At 54.0% G+C, this 24,051-nt stretch carries 23 protein-coding genes; 14 read left to right on the plus strand and 9 right to left on the minus strand.

Annotation, left to right across the window (positions count from 1 at the left end; genetic code table 11):
• The 3 genes from Q4501_RS17915 to Q4501_RS17925 form a co-directional block, all read left to right on the plus strand.
• Window positions 1-752, plus strand: a 752-nt coding sequence (locus Q4501_RS17915; protein ID WP_303597631.1) for a type IV pilus twitching motility protein PilT, incomplete at its 5' end; no start/stop codon positions are given.
• Window positions 753-802: 50 nt separating this feature from the next.
• Window positions 803-1,924: a PilT/PilU family type 4a pilus ATPase gene (locus tag Q4501_RS17920; RefSeq protein WP_303597632.1), complete on the plus strand. Its 1,122-nt coding sequence runs from the start codon at window positions 803-805 to the stop codon at window positions 1,922-1,924.
• A gap of 121 nt (window positions 1,925-2,045) precedes the next feature.
• Window positions 2,046-3,467, plus strand: a complete 1,422-nt coding sequence (locus Q4501_RS17925; RefSeq protein ID WP_303597633.1) for an OmpP1/FadL family transporter — start codon at window positions 2,046-2,048, stop codon at window positions 3,465-3,467.
• Between the two features lie 39 nt (window positions 3,468-3,506).
• On the opposite strand, the gene Q4501_RS17930 is transcribed toward Q4501_RS17925, so the two are convergent.
• The gene (locus Q4501_RS17930) at window positions 3,507-3,869 is read right to left on the minus strand and encodes a hypothetical protein (protein WP_303597634.1); all 363 of its coding nucleotides are present in this window, start codon (window positions 3,867-3,869) and stop codon (window positions 3,507-3,509) included.
• 193 nt (window positions 3,870-4,062) lie between these two features.
• A complete protein-coding gene (polA, locus tag Q4501_RS17935; RefSeq protein WP_303597635.1) occupies window positions 4,063-6,807 on the minus strand; it encodes a DNA polymerase I in 2,745 nt (914 codons plus the stop codon).
• Between the two features lie 87 nt (window positions 6,808-6,894).
• On the opposite strand from polA, the gene Q4501_RS17940 reads away from it, so the two are divergent.
• Window positions 6,895-7,233, plus strand: coding sequence for a DUF2782 domain-containing protein (locus Q4501_RS17940; protein ID WP_303597636.1), 339 nt, complete (start codon window positions 6,895-6,897; stop codon window positions 7,231-7,233).
• A gap of 197 nt (window positions 7,234-7,430) precedes the next feature.
• A complete protein-coding gene (locus Q4501_RS17945) occupies window positions 7,431-7,847 on the plus strand; it encodes a hypothetical protein (protein WP_303597637.1) in 417 nt (138 codons plus the stop codon).
• 129 nt (window positions 7,848-7,976) lie between these two features.
• Here Q4501_RS17945 and Q4501_RS17950 read toward each other — a convergent pair whose 3' ends face one another.
• Both Q4501_RS17950 and pyrE read right to left on the minus strand, forming a co-directional pair.
• Window positions 7,977-8,630 (minus strand): DUF4124 domain-containing protein, encoded by a 654-nt coding sequence (locus Q4501_RS17950; protein ID WP_303597638.1) that lies wholly within the window; start codon window positions 8,628-8,630, stop codon window positions 7,977-7,979.
• 3 nt (window positions 8,631-8,633) lie between these two features.
• Complete coding sequence (gene pyrE / locus Q4501_RS17955) at window positions 8,634-9,272, minus strand: orotate phosphoribosyltransferase (RefSeq protein ID WP_303597639.1); 639 nt, start codon at window positions 9,270-9,272, stop codon at window positions 8,634-8,636.
• 81 nt (window positions 9,273-9,353) lie between these two features.
• Between pyrE and Q4501_RS17960 the strand changes: the two genes are divergently transcribed.
• Window positions 9,354-10,160, plus strand: a complete 807-nt coding sequence (locus Q4501_RS17960; RefSeq protein ID WP_303597640.1) for an exodeoxyribonuclease III — start codon at window positions 9,354-9,356, stop codon at window positions 10,158-10,160.
• Between the two features lie 154 nt (window positions 10,161-10,314).
• On the opposite strand, the gene rph is transcribed toward Q4501_RS17960, so the two are convergent.
• Window positions 10,315-11,031: a ribonuclease PH gene (gene rph, locus Q4501_RS17965; RefSeq protein ID WP_303597641.1), complete on the minus strand. Its 717-nt coding sequence runs from the start codon at window positions 11,029-11,031 to the stop codon at window positions 10,315-10,317.
• 214 nt (window positions 11,032-11,245) lie between these two features.
• Here rph and Q4501_RS17970 point away from each other — a divergent pair, with 214 nt between their 5' ends.
• Window positions 11,246-12,112: a YicC/YloC family endoribonuclease gene (locus Q4501_RS17970; protein WP_303597642.1), complete on the plus strand. Its 867-nt coding sequence runs from the start codon at window positions 11,246-11,248 to the stop codon at window positions 12,110-12,112.
• A 7-nt stretch (window positions 12,113-12,119) separates the two neighbouring features.
• Here the strand turns inward: Q4501_RS17970 and Q4501_RS17975 are convergent, their stop codons facing one another.
• On the minus strand, window positions 12,120-12,935 hold the full coding sequence (locus Q4501_RS17975) for an RluA family pseudouridine synthase (RefSeq protein WP_303597643.1): 816 nt from the start codon (window positions 12,933-12,935) through the stop codon (window positions 12,120-12,122).
• Window positions 12,935-13,822, minus strand: coding sequence for a universal stress protein (locus Q4501_RS17980; RefSeq protein WP_303597644.1), 888 nt, complete (start codon window positions 13,820-13,822; stop codon window positions 12,935-12,937). The genes Q4501_RS17975 and Q4501_RS17980 overlap by 1 nt, the downstream gene beginning before the upstream one ends.
• Window positions 13,823-14,001: 179 nt before the next feature.
• On the opposite strand from Q4501_RS17980, the gene gmk reads away from it, so the two are divergent.
• The 4 genes from gmk (at window position 14,002) to Q4501_RS18000 (ending at window position 17,735) form a co-directional block, all read left to right on the plus strand.
• Window positions 14,002-14,646 carry a guanylate kinase gene (gene gmk, locus Q4501_RS17985; protein ID WP_303597645.1) on the plus strand — a complete coding sequence of 215 codons (645 nt, stop codon included), beginning with the start codon at window positions 14,002-14,004 and terminating at the stop codon, window positions 14,644-14,646.
• Window positions 14,647-14,734: 88 nt separating this feature from the next.
• The gene (rpoZ, locus tag Q4501_RS17990) at window positions 14,735-14,947 is read left to right on the plus strand and encodes a DNA-directed RNA polymerase subunit omega (protein WP_303597646.1); all 213 of its coding nucleotides are present in this window, start codon (window positions 14,735-14,737) and stop codon (window positions 14,945-14,947) included.
• 178 nt (window positions 14,948-15,125) lie between these two features.
• A complete protein-coding gene (locus Q4501_RS17995; RefSeq protein WP_303597647.1) occupies window positions 15,126-17,267 on the plus strand; it encodes a bifunctional (p)ppGpp synthetase/guanosine-3',5'-bis(diphosphate) 3'-pyrophosphohydrolase in 2,142 nt (713 codons plus the stop codon).
• 81 nt (window positions 17,268-17,348) lie between these two features.
• Window positions 17,349-17,735 carry a RidA family protein gene (locus Q4501_RS18000; RefSeq protein ID WP_303597648.1) on the plus strand — a complete coding sequence of 129 codons (387 nt, stop codon included), beginning with the start codon at window positions 17,349-17,351 and terminating at the stop codon, window positions 17,733-17,735.
• Between the two features lie 36 nt (window positions 17,736-17,771).
• Here the strand turns inward: Q4501_RS18000 and Q4501_RS18005 are convergent, their stop codons facing one another.
• Window positions 17,772-18,665 (minus strand): NAD-dependent epimerase/dehydratase family protein, encoded by an 894-nt coding sequence (locus Q4501_RS18005; protein WP_303597649.1) that lies wholly within the window; start codon window positions 18,663-18,665, stop codon window positions 17,772-17,774.
• 76 nt (window positions 18,666-18,741) lie between these two features.
• Between Q4501_RS18005 and Q4501_RS18010 the strand changes: the two genes are divergently transcribed.
• The 3 genes from Q4501_RS18010 to Q4501_RS18020 all read left to right on the plus strand — a co-directional run bounded on the left by Q4501_RS18010 (window position 18,742) and on the right by Q4501_RS18020 (window position 23,297).
• Entirely contained in the window at window positions 18,742-19,701 is a 960-nt protein-coding gene (locus tag Q4501_RS18010; protein WP_303597650.1) for a hydrogen peroxide-inducible genes activator, read from the plus strand.
• 8 nt (window positions 19,702-19,709) lie between these two features.
• A complete protein-coding gene (recG, locus tag Q4501_RS18015) occupies window positions 19,710-21,785 on the plus strand; it encodes an ATP-dependent DNA helicase RecG (protein ID WP_303597651.1) in 2,076 nt (691 codons plus the stop codon).
• A 147-nt stretch (window positions 21,786-21,932) separates the two neighbouring features.
• On the plus strand, window positions 21,933-23,297 hold the full coding sequence (locus Q4501_RS18020; protein WP_303597652.1) for an aminoacyl-tRNA deacylase and HDOD domain-containing protein: 1,365 nt from the start codon (window positions 21,933-21,935) through the stop codon (window positions 23,295-23,297).
• Window positions 23,298-23,584: 287 nt separating this feature from the next.
• Here Q4501_RS18020 and Q4501_RS18025 read toward each other — a convergent pair whose 3' ends face one another.
• Window positions 23,585-24,040 carry a DUF2489 domain-containing protein gene (locus Q4501_RS18025; RefSeq protein ID WP_303597653.1) on the minus strand — a complete coding sequence of 152 codons (456 nt, stop codon included), beginning with the start codon at window positions 24,038-24,040 and terminating at the stop codon, window positions 23,585-23,587.
• Between the last annotated feature and the right edge of the window lie 11 nt (window positions 24,041-24,051).

The following is a 24,051-nucleotide window of genomic DNA, read 5'->3' on the forward strand; positions in this document are numbered from 1 at the left end:
TATTCCGTACCATTCCTTCGAAAGTTCTGACTATGGAAGACCTCGGCATGGGCCAGGTTTTCAAGGATATTTCCTCGGTGCCTCGTGGGCTCGTGTTGGTCACCGGGCCGACCGGTTCCGGTAAGTCCACCACCCTGGCGGCTATGATGGATTACATCAACGACACCCGCTACGAGCATGTTCTTACTATAGAAGACCCGATCGAATTCGTGCATGACTCCAAAAAGTGCCTGGTGAACCAACGGGAAGTGCACCGGGATACTCTGGGTTTTAACGAAGCTCTGCGCTCTGCGCTGCGGGAAGATCCCGATATCATTCTGGTAGGTGAGCTGCGGGACCTTGAAACCATACGCCTGGCACTGACCGCTGCGGAAACGGGTCACCTTGTATTTGGTACCCTGCATACAACCTCAGCGGCAAAGACCATTGACCGAGTGGTAGACGTGTTCCCGGCGGAAGAAAAGTCCATGGTGCGCTCCATGCTTTCGGAGTCACTGCAGGCAGTTATTTCCCAAACTCTGATGAAGAAAATGGGCGGTGGTCGTATAGCGGCCCATGAAATCATGATTGGCACCGCTGCGATTCGTAACCTGATTCGCGAAGATAAAATCGCCCAGATGTATTCGTCAATCCAGACAGGCGGCTCTCTGGGTATGCAGACGCTGGATCAGTGTCTGGAACGCTTGCTGCAGAAAGGCCTGATCTCAAGAGATGCAGCCCGGGCCAAGGCGAAAATGCCTGATAATTTCTGATCCTCTGCTTGTAGCGAGTCGGTGTATAAAAAGAAAATAGGTAATTAAAAATGGAATTCGAAAAGCTTCTTCGACTGATGGTAGAAAAAGGAGGCTCAGACCTCTTTGTTACGGCCGGTGTCCCGCCCAGTATGAAGGTGAACGGTAAGGTGTTGCCTGTTACCAAAAATGCGTTAACGCCGGAGCAGACGAGGGAGTTTGTTTACGGCGCCATGAATGAAAAGCAGAGGATCGAGTTTGAGGAGACTCACGAGTGTAACTTTGCTATCAGTGCCCGGGGGATCGGCCGTTTCAGGGTGAGTGCGTTCTTCCAGCGCAACCTGTGTGGCATGGTACTGCGGCGAATAGAAGTAAAAATTCCTCAGATCGACGAGCTGTCGCTGCCAGAAATAATCAAAGAGCTGGCTATGACCAAGCGCGGCCTGATCATGTTTGTGGGGGCGACGGGTACCGGCAAGTCGACGTCGCTGGCGGCGATGCTGGGGCACCGTAACCGGAACAGTCGTGGGCACATTATTTCCATAGAAGACCCTATCGAATTCGTGCATCAGCATCAGGGCTGCATCGTGACGCAGCGGGAAGTCGGAATTGATACCGAGAGTTTCGAAGTGGCACTGAAAAACACGCTTCGACAAGCGCCCGACGTTATCCTCATCGGTGAGGTGCGTACCCGTCAGACCATGGAATACTCAGTCCAGTTTGCCGAGACGGGTCATCTTTGCCTTGCTACGCTGCACGCAAACAATGCTAACCAGGCGCTTGACCGTATCATCCAGTTTTTCCCGGCGGAGCAGCACAACCAGATCTGGATGGACCTTTCTCTTAACCTCAAAGCGATCGTGGCTCAGCAACTGATTCCGACACCGGACGGCAAAGGCCGTAAGGCCGTTATTGAAGTGCTGATCAACACGCCGCTGGTAGCGGACCTGATTCGTAAAGGTGAAGTGCATAAACTCAAGGGGTTGATGTCCAAGTCCAACGAATCTGGCATGCGGACGTTCGACCAGGCCCTGTATGAGCTCTATGCCGAAGGCTCTATTACTTATGAAGACGCGCTGGCTCACGCCGACTCGGCTAATGACCTGCGGCTGATGATAAAACTGGGTACGGATGCCCAGGGTGCAGACAAGTTGTCATCCTCTGTTGATAAGTTGACCATTCAGGATACCTGACCCCAACATGCCGGTAATGGCCGAAAATGGTTAATTTATCAAATCAGTAGCTTTAGCATTTGAGGCCACCGGTAACAGCTGCGTATACTCCGCCCTACAATACAAAGGAGATGCCGCTGTTATGAAATCCAAACTTCTTACCCGTGCTGTTCGGCTGGCAACGCTGGCCGCAGTAGCCGCCCCTGCCAGCGTCTTTGCGGGTGGTTTTTCCCTGAACGAGCAAAGTGCCAGCGCCATGGGTACGGCTAATGCCGGTGCTGCTGCGAACCCGGAAAACGCGACCACTGTTTATTTCAACCCGGCGGGCATGAGCCAACTCAAGGGCACCAATATTTCTTTTGGTGCTGCGATTCTGGATATTGATGCTGAGGCAAAAGACGGAGCAAGGGCAAACAGTCAGCTCCCTTCCGCTTACCCCCAAAGCGAAGTTCAGGGTACGACTGGCGGTGATATCGCAGACCCGGCGCTTTTGCCAAACCTTTATCTGACTCATGAAGTCAACGATTCGATTGATGTGGGCTTCGGCATCCACGCGCCATACGGTTTGGCTGCAGATTATGACGACGATTTCGTTGGCCGCTACTTTGCGGACAAAACCGAGCTGACAGCGCTTTCATTTACGCCGGCCATTTCGGTAAATAACGGTCAGGGTTTGTCGATGGGTATTGGCCTTAACGTGCTTTACGTTGAAGGCAAACTCACGAAGTTTGTAGATAACTCGGGCACGATTGCCGGGGCTGGAGGCAATGTTGTTCCTGGAACTCCAGAGCAAGGATACGCGGACATTGAGGGTGACGATGTTGCCGTGACCTTCCAGCTTGGTTTCCTTTACGAGCTGAATAGCCAGACCCAGATTGGCCTCAAGGCGCAAACCGGCACTGAGCTTGATCTTCAAGGCGATGCCAAGTTTACAGACTTCGCGGCAGTGGATCCGGCCTCGGGCTTTGTTGGAGCGATTGATTCTACAGAGCCTGCAAGCGTGCCGTTGGCTATTCCAGAAAGCATCACCGCCAGCATCCGGCACAGGTTGAACGATGAGTTTACGGTTCTGGCAGGTGCAACTTATGCGCGGTGGAGCCGGTTCGAATCTCTCGATATATACGGGCGTGATTCCAGCAAGCCGCTGACATCCAATAGCCCGGGTGGCATGCCCGACCAGCTGACACACATCCCTGAAGAATGGAAGAATACCTGGCAGCTCAACGTAGGTGGTATTTACCAGGCAACGCCTGAGTGGGCATTCAAGGCAGGTTATGCCTGGGACGAGTCGCCGGTAGACCAATACGTTACGGCGCGTATTCCTTCCAGTGATCGTCACTGGCTGACACTCGGTGCACAATGGAAGCCGGCGCAGAGCGGCTGGACAATAGATGCTGCGGTAGGCACCTTGTTGTTTACGGACGATCCGAAAGTTTCGGATCAATCCTACGTATTAACGCCTGCAGGCACTGTCCCGAACCCGAGGGACCCGAACTCAGTATACGAGGGCGAATACGAGCTTGAAGCCTGGAGCGCTGCTATCCAGATCAGTAAAGCTTTCTGATCCATTTGTAGTGCTGGGAGGCTGGTTCCGTTTCCGGAGTCAGCCTACCACTTGCCCCCGGTATATTCTCTTCTTGTGCTGGGGCTCCTCCCCGAAGCTTTCCTCTTTTCGTTCACGTTGATCTTCCATGATCGCTTGCCCCCTGTACGTTTTTGGCGTCGGGTTCTGTTCTTCGTCCTGTGTTTGTAACTCTGGCACTCTCCGTTTTAGTGTTTCCCAGGTATGAATCAGATGACGGGAGCGTGTTTTGCTCGCATAGTCGGCCAGGTGTTGCTCGAGATCTGCTTCATCGAAATGAAGTTTTACTCCAAATTCCGATTGAATCAGACGCCGGCACTGGTGTACCAGTTTTAGCAGAGAAGGGTCGAACAACCAGCTGCGTTCGGTGGCTATAGGGTTCATGGAAGGACCTCACATCGGTGTCACTACATCGGGGTTTATACCGGACCTGCGGATTAAAGCAGGTTTCGTGCCGATCAAGCGGTGTAGCAGAATCACCGGTTTGTGGGAGGCTGCAGGAGAAAGTGTGCCCCATTTCCGTGCACTCCATGCTAAATGCGAACAGAAACAGGGCGTTACATTCCAGCTATTGAGGTTAGTGAGCCTCATCCCAGTTGTCACCTGTGCCGGCTTCAACCAGGAGTGGGACCTTCAGGCTGGCGGCAGCAGACATGCGTTGAACCAGGCCTTTCTTGACCTCCTCCAGGGATTCTTCCCGCACTTCGATGATTAGTTCATCGTGGACCTGCATGGTCATGCTGGCATTGTTTGCGTGCTCTTTGCGCAGCCAGCTGTCTACCTCAATCATCGCCCGCTTGATGATATCTGCGGCAGTCCCCTGCATAGGTGCATTAATGGCGGTGCGTTCGGCTGCCTGTTGAAGCTGCTTGTTGCGCGCATTGATTTCAGGCAGGTACAGACGTCGGCCAAACAGGGTTTCGACATAACCGTCGTCGTGAGCCTGTTTGCGAATGTTATCCATGTATTGCAAAACCCCCGGGTAGCGTTCGAAATACCGGTCGATATATTGCTGGGCCACCTTGCGCTCCACATCCAGCTGGCGGGCCAACCCGAACGCGGACATGCCGTAAATCAGGCCGAAGTTAATGGCTTTGGCGCTGCGCCTTTGATCACCGTTTACGTCTTCCAGGGCCACACCGAAGACTTCTGCAGCGGTTGCTTTGTGAATGTCCTCTCCATGTTCAAAAGCTGTCAGCAGACCTTTGTCCCCGGACAAGTGGGCCATGATCCGCAGCTCTATTTGTGAGTAGTCAGCCGCGATAAGTTTGCAGCCTTCCTCAGCAATAAATGCCTGACGAATGCGCCGGCCCTGTTCCGTGCGGACAGGAATGTTCTGCAGGTTGGGCTCTGAGGATGAGAGCCGCCCGGTAGCCGTAACCGCCTGATGGTAGGAGGTGTGTACACGTCCAGTGCGGTGGTGGATCAGCTCTGGCAAGGTGTCTGTGTAAGTTGATTTGAGTTTGCTCAGACTGCGATGTTCGAGAATCAGTCTCGGAAGCTCGTGTTCGTGGGCCAGCTCCTGCAAGACAGGTTCCGCTGTCGAGGGTGCCCCTTTGGGGGTTTTTTTGATCACAGGCAGCCCCATCTTCTCGTAGAAAATGGCCTGTAACTGCTTGGGCGAGCCCAGGTTAAATTTCTCGCCGGCAACGTCATGGGCCTCTTTTTCCAGCTCGGCCATTCGCTCTGCCAGTTCCTGGCTGTGCTGGCGCAGAGTGTTGGCTTTTATCAGAATGCCGCGCTGTTCCATGCGGGATAAAACTGGCACCAGGGGGAGGTCGATATCCTCGTAAACTGACTGCAGCTTCCCAGTCGCGGCCAACTGTGGGCGTAGAACCTGATGCAGGCGCAGGGTTATGTCGGCGTCTTCAGCGGCATAGGGGCCCGCCTTTTCCAGCTCCAGCTGGTTAAAGGTAAGTTGTTTGGCGCCTTTGCCGGCAATGGATTCGAAGGTGATGGTTTCTTCGTCCAGGTAGTTCCTGGCCAGAGTGTCCATGTCGTGGCGGGAGGACACGGAGTTGAGCACGTAGGACTCCACCATGGTGTCTTCAGCGATACCTTCCAGGCAGATATCGTGGTTGGCCAGTACATTCTTATCGTACTTCAGATTCTGGCCAACTTTCTTCTGCTTCGGGTCTTCCAGCAGAGGTTTGAACTGAGCCAACACCTTGTCGCGATCAAGCTGCTCTGGCGCTCCCATGTAATCGTGGCCGAAGGGTACATAAGCTGCTTCGCCCGCTTCTACCGCGAAGGATACACCCACCACTTCGGCGCTCATGTAGCGCAGGCTGGTGGTCTCTGTGTCAAACGCGAAGAGCTCGGATTTCCTTAGCCGTTCTACCCATTCATCGAGCTCTTCCTGATTAACGATTACGCTGTAGCGTTTTTCCAGGGGTGTTGCCGTGCTGCTATCAATGGATTCTGCTGTTTTGCTGTTGCCGGCTTCGGCGGTTTCCGGTGCCTTGGCCTCCAGCTCGGCAATCCAGCTGCGCAGCTCATACTCGCGGAACAGGGCCAGCAACTCCTCATCATTTTGTTGCCGCTCCTTCAGGTCTTCCAGGCCAAAGTCCAGGGCAACGTCCATCTTGATTGTGGCAAGCTCGCGGCTCAGAGGCAGGGTATCTATGGCTTCTCGTAAGTACTCACCAATCTTGCCTTTGATTTCGCCTGCATGCTCTATCACGCTGTCGAGATTGTCGTAGGCCTCGAGCCACTTGACCGCTGTTTTCGGGCCGCACTTATTGACGCCGGGTATGTTATCGACCTTGTCTCCAACCAGAGCCAGATAATCGATTATCTGGTCGGGGCGAACGCCAAACTTTTCTAGCACACCGTTTCGGTCCATCCGGGTTTCAGTCATGGTATTGATCAGTGTTACGTGGTCGCTGACCAACTGAGCCATATCCTTGTCACCGGTCGATACCACGACATCAATGCCTTTACTGGTGGCTTCCTCGGCCAAAGTTCCGATCACGTCATCGGCTTCCACGCCCTCTACAATCAGCAGTGGCAGCCCCATGGCCTTAACCATCTGGTGAATAGGTGCAATCTGCATGGCCAGATCGTCCGGCATGGGCGGGCGGTTGGCTTTATACTCGTCGTACAGGTCGTGGCGGAAGGTTTTGCCCTTGGCGTCGAAGACTACAACCAGCTTCGAGCCGGGGAAGTCCTGCTCCAGGCGCCGGATCATCGCGATAACGCCTTTAATGGCGCCAGTAGGATGATTCTTGCTGGTTGTCAGTGGTGGAAGTGCATGATAAGCACGGAATAAATAGGACGAACCGTCCACAAGCACCACAGGTGGGGTCTTTTGTTCAGTCATGTCAAAACGGATCCGGATTCTGATTGAAGCGTGGGTTGGCTTGTGCAACTCTGTACTCAATTCGATGGATAAAAGGGTATCACGAAAATGAAAAGAATCGTCTGTTCTGCATTCCTGCTTGTCTGCGGCCTTGGGTCTGCTCTGGCGCAGGAAAGTGGTGCTTTGGATGAGGCTGTCGTTGAAACGCCCAAAGAGCCGGTCGTGATTTCCGATTATCAATCCTCCAGCGAGGGGCCACAGATTGTTATCCGGCCTGGCGATGAGGAGATTTTCTATGAGTACCGTGTGAACGGTCAGCTCATGGAGATAAAGGTGGTACCGGAAGTTGGCGTTGAGTATTACCTGGTGCCCGTTGAGGGTGGTGGTTGGATCCGCGAAACAGACTCTGACATGTTGGTGCCGAGCTGGATTTTGTTTCGCTGGTGATTTTCTGCTCAGACCAGTCCAGTCAGTAGAGTAGGGCAGTGTCTGCTTTTAGTATGAACATTCTAATTTTACCCCGTAACCTTGGTTACAAGATCAGAGAAGGGCTTTCATCTTGGGTCCCAGCAAGCAGTTATTTCTTGATGGGAAAGGATAGGAGGAAAGTTCAAGAGAACTTCAGTAAACCAAGGAGAAGTGACATGGGTAAACTTAAAACATATCAGGAACAGCTTCAGGAAATCGTAGACAAAGGCATCAACGCTGCAGAAGAGCAGCAGAAGAAGCTGGCGGCCAAGCCGTTTGACTACGCAGAGAAGCTGGAATCAGGCGCGCGTGAGTACAGTGTTAAGACTCTGCGCACCCGCTACAACGGCTACAGTGACAGCCTTTTTGGCCAACTACGCAGCTTGAACAGCCGTTTCGGCAGTTTCGCGGCCGATCTGGTAGCAAAGCTTGAGAAAGAAGCCGTTGAAGGCGCAGACGCAGTATCTGGCGCAGCTGACGATGTTTCCAAAGCAGCTCAGGATGCCAAGAAGTCCGTACAGGCGAAAAAGCCAGCAGCCAGAAAGCCGGCTGCCAAAAAGACTACAGAGAAAAAAGAACCTGCTTCAGCCTGATTTAAGGTGAGGTAGTAATGCCAGTGCGGAGTGTGTGCTGGCTTAAAAAAAGGGCGCCAAGCTGAGTCTTGGCGCCCTTTTTTGTTGTCTGAGTAATCGTGTGCAGTTTTTTTGTGCCTTGAAGGCGGGTTAATCCGCAGTACTGTCTGGGTCCAATGGCAGTGTGCGGGTTTCGCCGGTGATTTTTTCAAGCCTTTTGACATCTTCTTCATACGACTGCATCAGGGCATCTGTTTCCTGATTTTGCCAGGAGATTTCTCTCTCGATATCGCGAATCTGCGATTCCAGTCGGCGGATCTTGTCGAGAGTTGCATCCGGAATTTTTTGTCCGCTGCGCTCCATATTGGCTGCCCGACTTTGCTCGCTGTCGAGTTGGCTTGAGATAACGGAGATATTGCCTCGTTTGAGCTGAACCAGGCCCCGAAGTTCATCCAGTTTACGGTGCATGGCCCTGATTGCCTGGTCCGGGTGACTGAAGCGCTTTAGTAGCTTGGCGTCTTGCTCGCGCTGAATGGCGAGCTCTTCCTGGCGCTGCTTTTCTGCTTCGCGGGCGGCGATTTCATCTTCGGTTGGCGCAGGCGGTATGACTTCCACCACGCGGCCGTTTGAGTTGAGAATGTCGTAGCCGCGCTTTGTGGCTTGCTGGGGGATGGTGTTGCTGATCACGACCTGCCCGGTTTCGTCCGTGTACCGGTACATGCCAGCTTTCGTGTGGGCTACTACACCCAGTGTCAGCAAGAGTGCAGAGGCCGTGGCTGAAAATGCGGTCAGGCGTTTGTGCATCAGTCAGACTCCGTAAAGTTCCCGGTAGCTGGCAACCTTTGCGGCGTGGCCAGAAAACTCCGGGTTGTTCTCAAGATAGTCCAGAACCTGTTCCAGACGTATGATGCTTACGACCGGAATGCCAAATTCGCTCTCCACTTCCTGTATGGCGGAGAGCTCGCTGTTCCCTCGCTCCTGTCGATCCAGGGCGATCAATACACCCGCGGGCTCTGCGCCTGAGGCATGAATAAGGTCGATGGACTCGCGTATGGCTGTGCCGGCAGTAATCACATCATCGACGATTAATACTTTACCCTGCAACGGGGCGCCAACGATATTACCGCCTTCTCCGTGATCTTTTTTTTCTTTCCGGTTGAAGGCAAAGGGTTTGCTGTCACCCTCGCGGGCCAATGCCATGGCAGTCACGGTTGCCAGCGGGATGCCCTTATAGGCAGGCCCGAAAATGATGTCATAATCCAGGCCGCTTCGGGCGATGGCTGAGGCATAGGCCATGCTGAGCTGCAGCAGGTCATCCCCGGTGTTAAAAAGCCCTGCGTTAAAGAAATATGGGCTGGTGCGACCGGACTTGAGTGTAAAGTCACCAAAACGAAGTACGTTGCGGCGAATGGCGAATTCAATAAATTTTTGTTGATAGTCGTACATGGCAAGGCTTCTGGCGGGTGTGGATCTTTTAATAACGCGTAAAAACGGTATCATACACACAAACCGAATCAGGGAATACGTATGCGGGTAGTATCAATCAGCGTCAATGGTCTTGCCCGGGCCGTTGAAAAGGGTTTTTTTGACTGGCTGGCCGAGCAGGATGCAGATGTTGTCTGCGTTCAGGATCACCGTATGCGCGCCTATGAGATTGAGGATCAGAATCTCATTCCTGAAGGGTACGAGGCTTACTTCATAGATGGCGAAAAGAATGAGGATGGTGGCGTGGGAATTTACACGCGACATTTTCCTAAGGCCATCATGTACGGTTTCGCCAATGAGCAGGCGGATCGGGAAGGGCGCTTTATTCAGGCTGATTTTGACAAGGTTTCGGTCGCCTGCGTTTTGGCGCCTTGTGCCCTTGGCCGTGAAGAAGAACTGATCAGTGAGGACGACCTGACGGTTCTCGACCATAAAGATGATTTTATGGACGCTTTTGGTCTGCATATGCAGAAAACCCTGCGCAAGCGTCGGCAATTTATTTTTGGTGCAAACCTGCAGACGGCACATCATGTGACGGATGCCAGTCCTCTTTACCACAGATTGGACTTCTCTGGATTTCTGCCCCACGAGCGGGCCTGGCTGGATCGCTTGTTTGATGAGATGGGTTGCGTGGATGCGTTCCGCGATATCAACAAGCAGAGCAATCAGTTCACCTGGTGGCCGGAGCAGGCTGAGGGTTCGCGAAAGAATGCGGGCATTCGGGTGGATTACCAGCTGATGACGCCAGGTATTCGCAAGACCATTCAGGATGGCTGGATTGACAACACGACCCGTTTCTCGGATCACGCGCCGGTTATTATGGATTACGATATAGAGATTGGCTTGTAAATCGGCATGAGTTTCGGGGACTTGTCAGCGCTGCTGCCTTGTCCCCAGACACGCTGCAAGTCCGTCCATGTACGCTTGTTTCCGGCCATCCTTGGCCTTCAACAGTCTGGGGACAAGGCATCAGCGTCGACACCCCGACTTCTTGTTGGCTTCTTTAGCTTTCTAGCGCTTCTTTCTGCAGTACAAATAACTTCTCAATGCCCTGCTTGGCCAATGCCAGCATGCTGTTCAGCTCTTCCTGAACAAATGGTGCAGCTTCCGCAGTTCCCTGTATTTCAATGAAACCGCCCTGATCGGTCATGATCACGTTCATGTCCGTTTCGGCTTCGGAGTCTTCCGGGTAGTCCAGATCAACCACCGGTGTGCCTTTGTATATGCCAACGGACACTGCCGCAATCATTTGCTTCAGCGGTGACCGCTTCAGGCGTTTTGTTTCAACCAAATGGTTAAGCGCGTCGACCAGAGCGACGCAGCCTCCGGTGATGGCCGCTGTGCGGGTGCCGCCGTCGGCTTGTATTACGTCGCAGTCGATGGTGATGGTGTGCTCACCTAAAGCTTCCATGTCGACGGCGGCGCGCAGTGAGCGGCCAATCAGGCGCTGGATTTCAACGGTGCGGCCGCCTTGTTTGCCGCGGGCGGCTTCGCGGCCCATGCGGCTGCCGGTTGAGCGCGGAAGCATGCCGTATTCAGCGGTGATCCAGCCTTTACCTTCACCACGCAGGAAGGGTGGCACTTTGTTTTCTACAGAGGCAGTGCAGATGACCTTGGTGTCTCCGAACTCTACCAGCACGGAACCCTCAGCGTGGCGGGTGTAGTTTCGGGTAAGGCGGATCTCTCTGGGTTGCTCGGGTGTTCTGCCGCTTGGACGCATAGTGTTTCCTGATATCTGAGGTAAGTGTCCGGGAGGCTGTCCCGGTCGGATTCGTATTTGAAGGGCGCGGAGTATAACACGTTGGGTTCGGAGATCGGGGTGCCGGGAAGGGCTCTTGTGGTTGTTTGAAAGGAGTTCGCCGCAGGTGATCCTGGCCTGTTAGACTCAGGTTATTCCATAATCGATTGTGATCAACTACAAGGCCGGAGCTGCCATGATCAGAAGTATGACTGCATTTGCCCGGAAGGATGTTCAGGACAGTCAGGGAACGCTGACCTGCGAGGTTCGTACCGTCAATCATCGTTACCTGGAGCCGTCTTTTCGGTTGCCGGAGGCGCTCCGCGAGCTTGAAAACCCGTTCCGGGAGGAGCTGCGAAAGCAGTTGAAGCGAGGCAAGGTAGATGTATCAATTCGCCTGCAATCCTCTGATACGGGCGCGCCAGGTTTTGAAATTAACGAGGACATAGCCAAGGCGGTCAACGACGCCGCGAATCACGTTAATCGAATGCTGGATAACCCTGCGCACATCAATGCCCTGGATATTCTGCGCTGGCCCGGAGTGTTGTCGGTGCCTGAGCAGGATTTCAGCTCTGTTCGGGAAGCCGCCAAAGAGCTATTCAGAAAAACGGTTGAGGAGCTGGCGGTTGTCCGGGAACGTGAAGGTGACCGTTTGCGGCCTTTGTTTGAAAGTCGCCTGACGCAAATGAAGGCCCTGGTAGCTGGCGTTCGCGACGGCATGCCCGGGCTTCTGAAAGCGCAGGAGGCGCATTTGCGAGAACGTTTCCAGAAGGCGAAAGTCGACCTTGATCCCGAGCGTATGGCCCAGGAAATGGTCATGCTGGCGCAGAAAAGCGATGTGGCGGAGGAGCTGGATCGGTTGGACGCTCATATCAGTGAGGTTGCCGACACTCTCAAGCGCGATGAAGCGATTGGTCGTCGGCTGGATTTTCTGATGCAGGAGCTGAACAGGGAGGCAAATACCCTGAGCAGCAAGAGCATTGATGCCGGTGTAACCCGCGCAGCAGTGGATTTAAAAGTACTGATCGAGCAAGTCCGGGAGCAGGTACAGAACGTTGAGTGATCCGGTTTTAGGTGTCCAGCCTGTTCAGCGGTTCTGGCAGCTCGAGTTTCACGTGCTGGCGGCTCAGGGGGCAGTCAAACTCAAGGCTCGCAGCCAACAGTTGTAAGGGCACCTTTGCGGGTTTGCCATACAGGCGGTCACCGACAATGGGATGGCCTATGCTCTCGAGGTGCTTGCGGATTTGGTGCTTGCGGCCGGTTTCGATGATGACTTGCAGAAGGCTGGTTGGGCCGGTCTCATTTGTTTCCATGGTAGTAACCCGGCTCATAGCGACTTTACCGTCGATGGGCGTATCGATGAGCTGATCCCGGGTGTCAATAATCCCCGTTACTCTGGCCAGGTATTGTTTGGTCATGGTACGCCCGGAAAAGCACTGGGAGAGGGCTCCAGCTGCCTTTGAATCGTGGGCGATGAGCATCAGCCCGGCTGCATCGGCGTCCAGCCTGTGAATCAGATAGCACGGCCGTTTGAGCTCGAGCTCTGTCGATCGCAACAGGCTGCAGTGATCTCCCCATTGGGAGCCTTGCGCGAGCATACCGTGGGGTTTGAACCATACGCTGTAGCGGCTCTTGTCCGCTAGCAGGGTTGCGGCTTCAGGTTTCCGGTCGAGTACGTTCTCGTCGTAGTAAAGCTGCAACCGGGTGCCTGCCTTGACCTCTTTGGTGGCGCGCCTAAGCCTTACCTGTTTTCCTTTAAGCGTCCACCAACATGCGCCCTTGTTCATCGCATCCTTGATGCGCTGGCGCGGAAGCCCTGATTTCCGGCTCAGAGCTTCAATTGCGGTTTCGGGGTGCTCGGTTGTGACGTCGAATTTTCTGCGCATTACTGGCCAGTATCTCGGGGTTTGATGGCGAGCAGATCGGTTCTCAGATGGGTGAGTACCTTCTCTGCGGTATTGCCAATGACTCTGGCCCTCAGGCCGGTTTTACCGCTGGTGCCAATAACCACCATATCGGCTTTAAGTTTGCTGGCAGTACTGGGAATTACCTTGTGCGCGGGGCCAACAGCCATGTGAATCTGATCCCTGCTCAGGTGCCAGGTGTTGCAAAGGTGTGTGATGGCGGGTTCCAGCGCTGCTCTGCGCTTCTGTTCGTGCTCGCGCACGTTGATGATCTCAAGGTCTGCCAGCAACTCGGATATATGCAGAGCATGAACAAGATGGAGTTCCGTTCCGAGCGCTTTGGCCAGCGCCCCGGCTTGTTCGATTATCTCAGTATTGAGAGCTTTTTTGACGGGTTTTGTGGAGCTCAGATCCACCGCAGCCAGGATCGGGTGTGCATGGTTCCACTTCTGTTCAGCAACAAGCATTACCGGTACCGGGCACTCCCTTATCAAGTGCCAGTCGGTTGGTGTGTACAACAAGGTTTCTGAACGACTTCCGGTTTTGATCACGGCTTTGAAGCGGTTGGGGTGGCAGTGTTCGATAATCCACAGGTGTATGTTCTTTTCCCAAACTGTGTGCGTGGTAACTTGCAGGTCGCTGCAATCGGAAAGGGCCAGCATTTGATCCAGCCAGCGCTGGCGCAGGCCTATAAGGGCTTCTTGGGCGCGCTGCTGAACAGTCGGGTCCGACGGCAGGGCGTCAAGGTGTTCGTGAGTGAAGGCCACGATTTCCAGGTGAGCCCCGGTGGCGCGTGCCAGTTCGATTCCCCGAGCCAGAGCCTTCTGGTGCTTGTGGGCCGGGTCCATGACAATCAGAAGTTTATCCATGCTGCCTTTCCGTAATTTGGTTTTGCCTGGGTTCGATGCTGCGGTTTTTCCTGCCGCTCTCCTAATGTTATCAGTTGTCGAGGCGTCCGGGATGCGGTGTTTGGTCAAAGGCCGTATAATTACCGGTTTTGCAGGCCCTCATTAATGGCGGCCAGATCCAGTTCAGGAGTTGTCGAGTCATGAGTCAGGTCGGTGAAACGGGTACTTTGTTCGTCATTTCTGCGCCATCGGGCGCTGGCAAAACCAGTCTCGTAGCAGAAATGTTGCATGCCGACCAAAAGCTTGGAGTGTCTGTCTCTCATACGACCCGCCCCATGCGCGAAGGCGAGAAAGACGGTATTAACTATCACTTCGTCAACCGTGACCAGTTTGAGGCGATGATTGCACGCGGTGACTTTCTTGAGTATGCAGATGTTTTTGGTAACTACTATGGCACCTCTCAGGTTTGGGTCCGTCAGATGCTTGCCCAGGGGAGTGATGTCATTCTGGAGATCGACTGGCAGGGCGCCGGGCAGGTACGACGCCTCGTGCCTGAGTGCGTCAGCATTTTCATTGTTCCGCCTTCGTCTGAAGTTTTGCGGGATCGTCTCGTGGGCCGTGGTACTGATGCTTCCGAGGTCGTTGAGCTCCGTCTCCAGGAAGCGCGTGAAGAGTGTCGCCACGTGGCTGAGTTTGATTACCTGGTCGTGAATGATGAATTTCACCATGCGTTGGGTGACTTGCTGGCGATCGTTCGCAGCCAGCGCCTGAAGATCGTGGCCCAACAGGAACGACACGGGCGTCTGCTCTCGACGCTTTCAGAGCTACCCGAAAGGAAAGCCTGATACGGGCTTTTGCTGTATACAAATTGTGCCGCTGGCAGTAAACTACGCGGTCTGCTAAATCAGTCATTTTTATTTTGTCGGGGAAGTTATGGCACGAGTTACCGTTGAAGATTGTCTGGAACACGTTGATAACCGCTTCCAGCTGGTCATGCTGGCTACCAAGCGTTCCCGTCAGCTTGCCACCAAAGGTGCCGAGCCGATGGTTGCAGAAGAAAACGACAAGCCCACGGTAATCGCATTGCGCGAAATTGCTGGCGGTCTGGTCAGTCGTGATCTGCTGACCGAAATCGAAGAAGATTGAGGTTGCACGGGCATATTTGGCCCGGCAACAAAGGAAAGCATTGAAATCTGTCTCCGCAGTTTTATAGTGTAGCTATAGATGGTTGCTGGAAGGACAGAAGGAAGACCCGGATGCATGCATTCGGGTTTTTTTGTCTCTGGGCCAGCAATGTTTGGAGTCGGAAGGTTATGGAGGTGTGGTGTCGCTAAATGCTACGGTAGAAGGACTGGCAACTGAGCTAAGTACCTATCTGGATACCAATCGCATTAATCAGGTGCGAAGGGCTTACTATTACGCCGAGCAGGCCCACGAAGGCCAGATGCGCAAAAGCGGTGACCGTTATATAACACACCCCCTTGCTGTCGCTCATATTCTTGCCGGCCTGAAGCTTGACCATCAAAGCCTGATGGCAGCGATGCTCCACGATGTTATAGAAGATACCGGTATTCCCAAAGATGCTCTGGCAGAGCAGTTTGGCGATGATGTGGCAGAACTGGTAGATGGCGTCAGTAAGCTGACCCAGATAGAGTTTCGCAGCCGGGCAGAAGCCCAGGCAGAGAACTTTCAGAAAATGACCCTGGCGATGGCCAGGGACATCCGGGTTATCCTGGTGAAGCTCGCCGATCGCCTGCACAACATGCGCACGCTGGGTCCCATGCCCTACGAAAAGCGTCAGCGTATTGCCACAGAAACCCTCGATATATATGCCCCGATCGCTAACCGCCTTGGTATGCATGCGATCTCCACTGAGCTGGAGGACTTGGGGTTTTCATCTCTGCATCCCATGCGCTCTCGCTATATATCCAAGGCTGTAGACAAGCTTCGTGGAAGTCACCGCGAGATCATTGAGGAAATTCGAGGCCGGTTGCAGGAAAAGCTTGAAGAGAGAGGCCTTCCGGGGCGCATTCTCGGGCGTGAGAAGCATCTGAACAGCATCTATAACAAGATGAAGCTCAAGCAGAAATCCTTCTATGAAATCATGGACGTTTACGCCTTCCGCATCATTACCGATAACGAAGACGACTGCTATCGGGTTCTGGGGGCGGTTCACAGTCTGTATAAACCAATGCCTGGCCGGTTCAAAGACTACATCGCGATGCCAAAGGCCAACGGCTACCAGTCACTGCACACGACCCTGTTCGGCATGCATGTGAATATCGAAGTCCAGATCCGTACCGAGGAAATGGAGCATATCGCCAACGACGGAATCGCTGCGCACTGGATGTATAAAAACGAGCCGACCAGCGTAACCAGTGTGAACCAGGCGAGGGTAGACCGTTGGGTTAAGGGTTTGATGGAAATGCGTGAGCGCGCAGATGACTCCCTTGAGTTTATCGAGCACGTGAAGGTGGATCTTTTCCCGGATGAAATCTATGTATTTACTCCAAAGGGTAAAATCATGGAGTTGCCAAGAGGCGCAACGCCTGTGGATTTCGCGTATTCGATTCATACGGACATAGGCAATGCGACGGTGGCCTGTCGGATAAACCGGAATCTGGGCTCTCTCAGCAGGCCCCTGCAGAGTGGCCAGACTGTCGAGGTTATTACAGCGCCGGGTGCCCGCCCGAATCCTGCATGGCTCAGTTTCGTGGTAACTGGCAAAGCGCGCAGCAGCATCCGTCACACCCTTAACAGTCAAAAGCAGGCCGAGTCGCTTGATCTGGGTCGCGCTTTGCTGAAAAAGTCTCTCAAAGGTTTTGGTGTTCGTTTGGCCGACATTGACGATACCCAGAAACAAGCGGTTGTTAACCATAACCAGGTTAACAGTTTTGATGACCTGGTCAGTGAGATTGGTTTGGGCAACCGTATGGCCTACCTGGTTGCGCGTCAGCTTGTCAGTGGCGCTGAAAGTACTGAGCCTGGAGACTCGCAAACCGACATCAAGAGTGGTGAAGCTGCGCCTGTAACCATACGCGGGACGGAAGGCATGCTGGTTCACTTTGCCACTTGCTGCAAGCCGATCCCCGGGGATCCTGTTGTCGGGGTGATGGATTCCGGAAGTGGTATGGTGATTCATTCCGATACCTGCTCTCGCCTGCCGGAAGATAATGAAGGTCGGTCCCGCCTGACCAATCTTACCTGGGCCAAGGACATTACCGATGAATTCTCTGTAGAGCTGCGCGTTGAGCTTGAGCGCCAGCGAGGGGTGATTGCGGAAGTCGCCAACGCGGTAGCGATGGCCGATGGTAATATTGAGCGCATTAATGTGGACGAGCAGAATGCTCGCTTCGGTGTGGTTAGCCTGGTTGTCAAGGTTCAAGGCCGTAAGCATCTGGCCCGTGTCATGCGCAGGGTTCGTAACATCAGGGCCGTTACCTCGATCAACCGTGTGAAATACTGAGCCGCAGCGCCTTGTGGTAGTTGACAGCTCCGGCACCGAAGGGCGACGATTAGCGTTTTAGACGAGAGGAAGTTGAACGGTATGACCAATAAATCCGTAATCCAGACTGAAAATGCCCCTAAGGCAATTGGTCCCTATTCTCAGGCCGTAAAGGCAGGTGACACGGTTTACATCTCTGGTCAGATTCCGCTGGATCCTGAAACCATGGAAGTGGTTGCCGGGGATTTTTCAGCCAAAACCCGCCAGGTTTTCGAAAACCTTAAAGCGGTGTGTGAAGCAGCTGGTGGAGAGCTTAAGGATATCGTCAAGGCGAATATCTATGTCACCGACCTGGCCAACTTTGCCACGGTGAATGAAATTATGGCTACATACTTTCCTGAGCCTTATCCGGCCCGTGCGGCCGTTGAGGTTTCAGCGTTGCCCAAGGGTGTTCCAGTAGAAGTGGAAGCTGTGATGGTGCTTAGCTGATACCGGACGGAATTCTCAGGCAGGAACAAAGGCGGCTCAGGCCGTCTTTGTTCGTTTCAGTGCCTGGCTTTCATCGATCATTGCGCGATATCCAGCCCGATAATCCGGGTATCGAAAGGTAAATCCCGTTTGCAGAAGCCGGTGGTTATTGCAGCGCTTGCTGCCCGCCCGGCCACCTTTTCGGGCATCGGCAACAGGCTCAGCGCAAGGAACCTGTTGCCGAACCCAATCAACTACGTCATCAAGACGAACCGGTTCGCAATCACTGGCCACATAGCATGTATCCAGAGGCTTATCTGCAAACGCCAGCCCGTTGAGGTAAGCAACAGCTGCAGCAGCATCTTCCTCGTGAATACGGTTGCTGAACGGTGCAGGCTTTACCGGATTCATGCGGCCTTCAATAACCTCCTCCAGGAAGCGTCTTCTTGACGGCCCATAAATTCCACTGAAACGGATAATGGTGGCGGGATGACCGCTCTCCAGTGCCGTTTGTTCACCTGCCAGTATTTGTTGACCCGTAAGGCGGGCGGGTGAGGCCGCGCTGGTTTCATCAACCCAGCTGTCATCATCCTGGGCATAAACGCTTGTGCTGCTGATAAAAAAGAGCCGCTTGAGTTTCCGGTCGCCTAATGCCGCAAGCAAATTAGAGAGGCCGTTAACATAGGCATCTCTATAACCCTGCTCGTCGTAACTGGAAGGGGTCAGGCAGTAGATCACGCTATCCAGGTTCTCCGGAAGCTTGCCAGTCAAGGACTCCGGCCGAGTCAAATCGGCGCCAATAGCATTTATGCCTTCTGGAACCTTATCCGGATTGCGGCGGAGTCCATAGACCTGTGCCGAGCCTTTCAGACTGCTGGCGATGGCGCCTCCGAGCTTGCCACAACCAGCAATGAGAATTCCTGGCATGCTATTACGTTCAGTGATTGCCATAGACAATATCAATCCTTATCCTTTAGACGATAAATCAGTGAAACTTTGACCCGTATCCATTTGACCGGAGATCACCATGACTCTTACGGAGTTACGATACGTCGTTACGCTTGCACGGGAAAGGCATTTTGGCCGGGCCGCTGAGCGCTGTCACGTCAGCCAACCAACACTCAGTGTTGCGGTCAAAAAGCTCGAAGACGAGCTGGGTATCTCGTTATTCGAGCGCAGCAAAAGCAGTATCCGCGTAACAGAAACGGGTCAGCGTATTGTGGAGCAGGCCCAGCGTGTTCTGGATCAGGTAGGCGTGATCCGGGATATGGCTCAGGATGGCAAAAGTCAGCTTAATTCGCCGTTGAAGGTCGGGGCAATCTATACGATCGGCCCCTATCTTTTTCCGCACCTTTTGCCGGAGCTGCGCCGTGCGGCACCAGAAATGCCGCTGTATATTGAAGAAAATTATACTGCCAACCTGCGGCAGAAACTGCGCCAGTCCGAGCTGGACGCTATTATTATCGCCTTGCCATTTGAAGAGTCAGAAGTCCTCACCTTGCCGCTCTACGATGAGCCATTTGTTGTGCTTCTGCCTGCAGATCACCCCTTGGCGCAAAAGGAACAGATTACGGGCGATGAACTCGCCCATGAACAGCTGCTCCTGCTTGGCCCCGGGCATTGCTTTCGGGATCAAGTGCTGGAATCTTGCCCGCCCCTGGTTGAAGCGGTTACGCGGCGTGCCGATCTTGGCTCACCATCACTTGTAACTGAGGGCAGCTCTCTGGAAACCATTCGCCATATGGTTGCCTCTGGTCTGGGAATTACGGTACTGCCGCTTTCTGCCGCTACCGGCATGCAGTATCAAAAGGACGTACTTGTAACCCGGCCCTTTGCCCCGCCTGTGCCATCCCGCACGGTGGCTCTGGCCTGGAGGGTAACCTTCCCGCGGCCCAAAGCTATCGATGTGCTCTCGCTTGCGGCCGGCCAGTGCCGGGTGATTGAGAAAGCGAAAGTGGACACTCCGGTTGCAGTCGCAACGGACTGACCTCAACCATGGCCGCATTGGACGATATACCGGTTACAGAGCTTAAGGGCGTAGGAAGCGCCCTTGCTGAGAAGCTTGCGCGGCTGGGCATCGCCTCGCTGCAGGATTTGCTGTTCCATCTTCCCCATCGTTACGAAGACCGTACCCGAATCATACCCATGGGTAGTTTGAGAGTCGGCGATGTAGCCGTTGTAGAGGGCGAGGTGATGAAGGCGGACCTGGTAATGGGGCGTCGCCGCAGCCTACAGGTTACGCTGAAAGATGACAGCGGCTTTCTGGTCATGCGGTTTTTCCATTTTAACGCAGCCCAGAAAAACCAGCTTGCGGAAGGCGCCCGTGTTCGCTGTTTCGGCGAGGTCCGCCCCGGTCGCGCCGGCTATGAGTTCTATCACCCCGAATACCAGACCAACCCACCACCCATGCCCCCAGAGGCCCAGGCGACTCTCACGCCGGTTTACCCGCTGACAGAAGGGATACAGCAACCCAGGGTGAGAGGCCTGTGTCAGCAGGCTCTAGGGTATCTTCAGCGTCATCCGATTCGTGACTGGTTGCCTGCTGAGCTTCTGGCTGGCTATCAACTCCCTGGAATCAGTGATGCTGTCCAGTTGGTACATTCACCGCCAGCCAATGCTCCGGTTCACCTGTTGATGGAAGGGCGCCATCCGGCACAGCAGCGGCTGGTTATGGAAGAGCTGCTTGCCCACCAGCTGAGCATGCTGCAGGTTCGCGCACAGATTCAGGCGCGCCAGGCTCTGCCGCTGCTGCCAGTCGGGAACCTGGCTGAGCGCTTTCTTGATGAGTTGCCGTTTTCGCTGACGGGCGCCCAGAAACACGTTATGAGCGATATTCGGCAGGATCTCAGCCAGCCACTGCCCATGCTTCGGCTCGTTCAGGGCGATGTGGGTTCCGGGAAAACCGTGGTAGCTGCGCTCGCAGCCATTCAGACCATCGGGGCAGGCGCACAGGTGGCTCTTATGGCGCCAACAGAAATACTCGCCGAGCAGCATTATCAAAATTTCTGCGGGTGGCTTGAGCCACTAGGCATCCAGCTGGCCTGGCTTTCCGGCAAGGTCAAAGGTAAAGCCCGGAAAGACGCTCTGGAAGCTGTACATTCTGGTGCTGCCAGCGTGGTGATTGGCACTCATGCACTGTTTCAGGATGACGTGTTGTTTCATCGTTTGGCGTTGGTTATCGTGGATGAGCAGCACCGGTTTGGTGTGCACCAACGCCTGGCTCTGCGAGAGAAGGGTGTAGGCGGAACCCTTGCGCCGCATCAGTTGATCATGACGGCGACGCCTATTCCGCGCACTCTTGCCATGAGCGCCTATGCCGATCTTGATACCTCGGTGATAGACGAGCTACCGCCAGGCCGCAAACCGATTGAGACCATTGTAATCCCGGACAGCCGTCGAGACGATGTTATTGAACGCGTACGCAGCGCTTGCACAGAAGGTCGCCAGGCTTATTGGGTATGTACACTGATTGAGGAATCCGAAGCCTTGCAGTGCCAGGCGGCAGAAGTGACGGCTCGGGAGTTGGAAGATCGGTTGCCGGGGCTGAAGATCGGGTTGGTGCACGGGCGACTGAAATCGTCAGAAAAAGCAGCCGTAATGGAGCGGTTCAAGCAAGGCGAACTGGACCTTCTGGTTGCTACAACCGTAATAGAAGTGGGCGTGGATGTACCCAATGCGTCATTGATCATTATCGAAAACCCCGAGCGCCTGGGCTTGGCCCAGCTTCATCAGTTACGGGGGCGGGTTGGCCGCGGCGAACAGGCCAGCTTCTGCGTGCTCATGTACCATCCTCCTTTGTCTGCCAACGGCAAAGCTCGATTGCAGGCCTTGCGTGACAGTCAGGACGGATTTGTTATTGCTGAAAAAGACCTGGAAATACGAGGGCCTGGTGAAGTCCTGGGCACCCGGCAAACTGGCATGATGCAGTTCCGGCTGGCAGACTTTGAGCGAGATAAGGGCTGGATTGAACCGGTGCGTGAAATGGCACCCGAACTGATGCAATACCCACAGCTGGTGCAGGCTCTGATCAGGCGTTGGCTGGGTGAAAAAACACGTTATGGCGATGTATGAACCGATTCGGCGCGCATGGACAGCCTTTAGTGCAACTGCACTAACTGGCTCTATGTCAACGTTTAGCCTGACGCCATGGCTTATACTGAAGACCTTTCGGCAGAATTGAAGGCCGGATGGCAAGCAGCGACACTTCGGGAGAAGACGATGGAACTACCTGTCACGGTTCAGCAAGCTCTGGGCGACGCAGCCAAGGGTGTATCGCTGAGGGACGCACGTCAGGCTAACAGGCACGAGCTGTTGCGAATGGTGTTGCTCGAAGATGGGCCAGAGAACCTTCAGGCTATTTGCTGCAAAGAGGATCTGATTGACCTGGAGCGTTTGAACAAACAGCTGGAGCAGGAATTTCGCCTTATGAAGCCCCGGGAGCAGGTTCGCGCGAAAGAGCGAGCCGGGCTCAGGGAGCTTCCAGCACTGCCTTCACTAACAGGCTGGCCGACCATAGTCGATCGCCGGGTCGATGACTTGCCCTCAGTAGCGTTGGAGCTGGGCGAACAGAATCTCGCCATGGTAATGCCTGCTGAAGATTTTCGTGCGCTGACGTCGAATGCAGATCGCCGGTCTTTTACAGTGGCCTCGGAAAATATTGCGGTAAACCTGGATGACCCGGCCAGTGATCGCAGTAAGCTGACTTTTGCGATAAAGAAATTCACCAGCCTGCGTATTCAGCAGCGACTGGAGGATACGCTGGAGCTTCCGCCGCTTCCGGAAACCGCCCAGCGCATTATTCACTTGCGGGTGAATCCGAATGCTGTGATGGGCGATCTCGTGGATATTGTTGAGAGTGATCCAAGCCTGGCTGCGCAGGTTGTCAGCTGGGCATCCTCTTCTTTTTATGCGGCTGCCGGGCAAGTTCGATCGGTTCACGATGCGGTATCCCGAGTGCTCGGGTTTGATATGGTCATGAACCTGGCTATGGGGCTGTCCCTCGGGCGCACGCTCAAGCCGCCTCAGGATCATCCGGATGGCTATGTGGATTATTGGCAGCAAGCAATCTGGCAGGCCCAGTCGGCTGGTGTTCTGGCGAGTATGATGCCTCGAGGCGAGAGGCCTGTATTCGGCTTGGCCTACCTTGCTGGCTTGCTGCATAACTTTGGCTATCTTTTGCTGGCTCAGGTTTTTCCTCCCCACTTCAAGCTGGTATGCCGTTCCCTGGAAGTGAACTCGACCATTGATTCTTCGGTAACCGAGCATTATCTGCTGGGTATCACCCGCGAGCAGATTGCCGCGCAGCTTATGGAGAACTGGAGTATGCCGGAAGAGGTCACTCTGGCGCTCCGGTATCAAAAACACCGTGGTTACAAAGGCGATCACTGGGTTTATGCCAGGCTTTTATGGTTAGGTAGGCAACTATTAACGGAGAGAGGCATAGCTCTGGGCGCCAGCGAAAGCATTGGCGAGGAGGTTTTTGAAGAGCTCGGGCTGGATCGCAAGCAGGTAGAAGAGCAATTTGATGAATTGGTAGCTGGTAAAGACGATATTATGGCAATGGCCGGCATGATGGGTCAGTAACAAAAAAGCCGGCCCCTGGAATAAGGCCGGCGAGGTTTTCGCTCATAGCAGAGTCGTCCGAACGTTTCAGGAGAAACAACGCGGGGCGGTAAATTGATGCAGAAGAAAAGTACCGTCCTGTTTTCAATTTAGACAACGCCTGCAAAAAGAAAAGGTGTTTGAGGTGGAAAATTGAACCTGAGCGCCTTGTCACTTTCTCTGCTATGAGCAAGCTGTTGATATTGAATTAGTAAAAATAGCCTCTGCAATTCTTTCCGTTACAAAAAAAACACAAACCTTGGTGCTGATTAGAACGAGTGATTTCGAATGGCGGTCGCAGCACGGCGTATTTCATCGGCGTGGCGCTTTTCTACCTCGAATCTTTCCTTATCCATTTTCTCGACAAAACGTGCTTCCGTATCCTGGCGCGCCTGGTGGGTGGGCATATGCCGAAGTTGGTCATACACCTCTATAAAGACCCGAAAGGGCGGTTTTTCCATAAGCTGGGGCGCAACATGGTCGAGGAGGCCTTTGATGCGCAGGCAAGCCTCCGAGTATTCGACCTGATCCTCTTCTATTGCCATTGCGATAACGCGAATGCTGTCGATCATTTCCTGACGCCGCTTTGTCTGAAAAGCCTCTGCCTTTTGCTGGCGTTTACGGCTCTCAGACAATACCAGCATTTGCCGTCGGATAAAGCCCAACAACACAATGATGACGATAGCACCGGCAATAATCAGGCCCCACTTCAGCCACTCAGGCATTCTGTTCTCCC

Origin of the sequence: Marinobacter sp. 2_MG-2023 (genome assembly GCF_030546935.1) — a bacterium.
In the GTDB taxonomy this organism is placed as follows: Bacteria; Pseudomonadota; Gammaproteobacteria; order Pseudomonadales; family Oleiphilaceae; genus Marinobacter.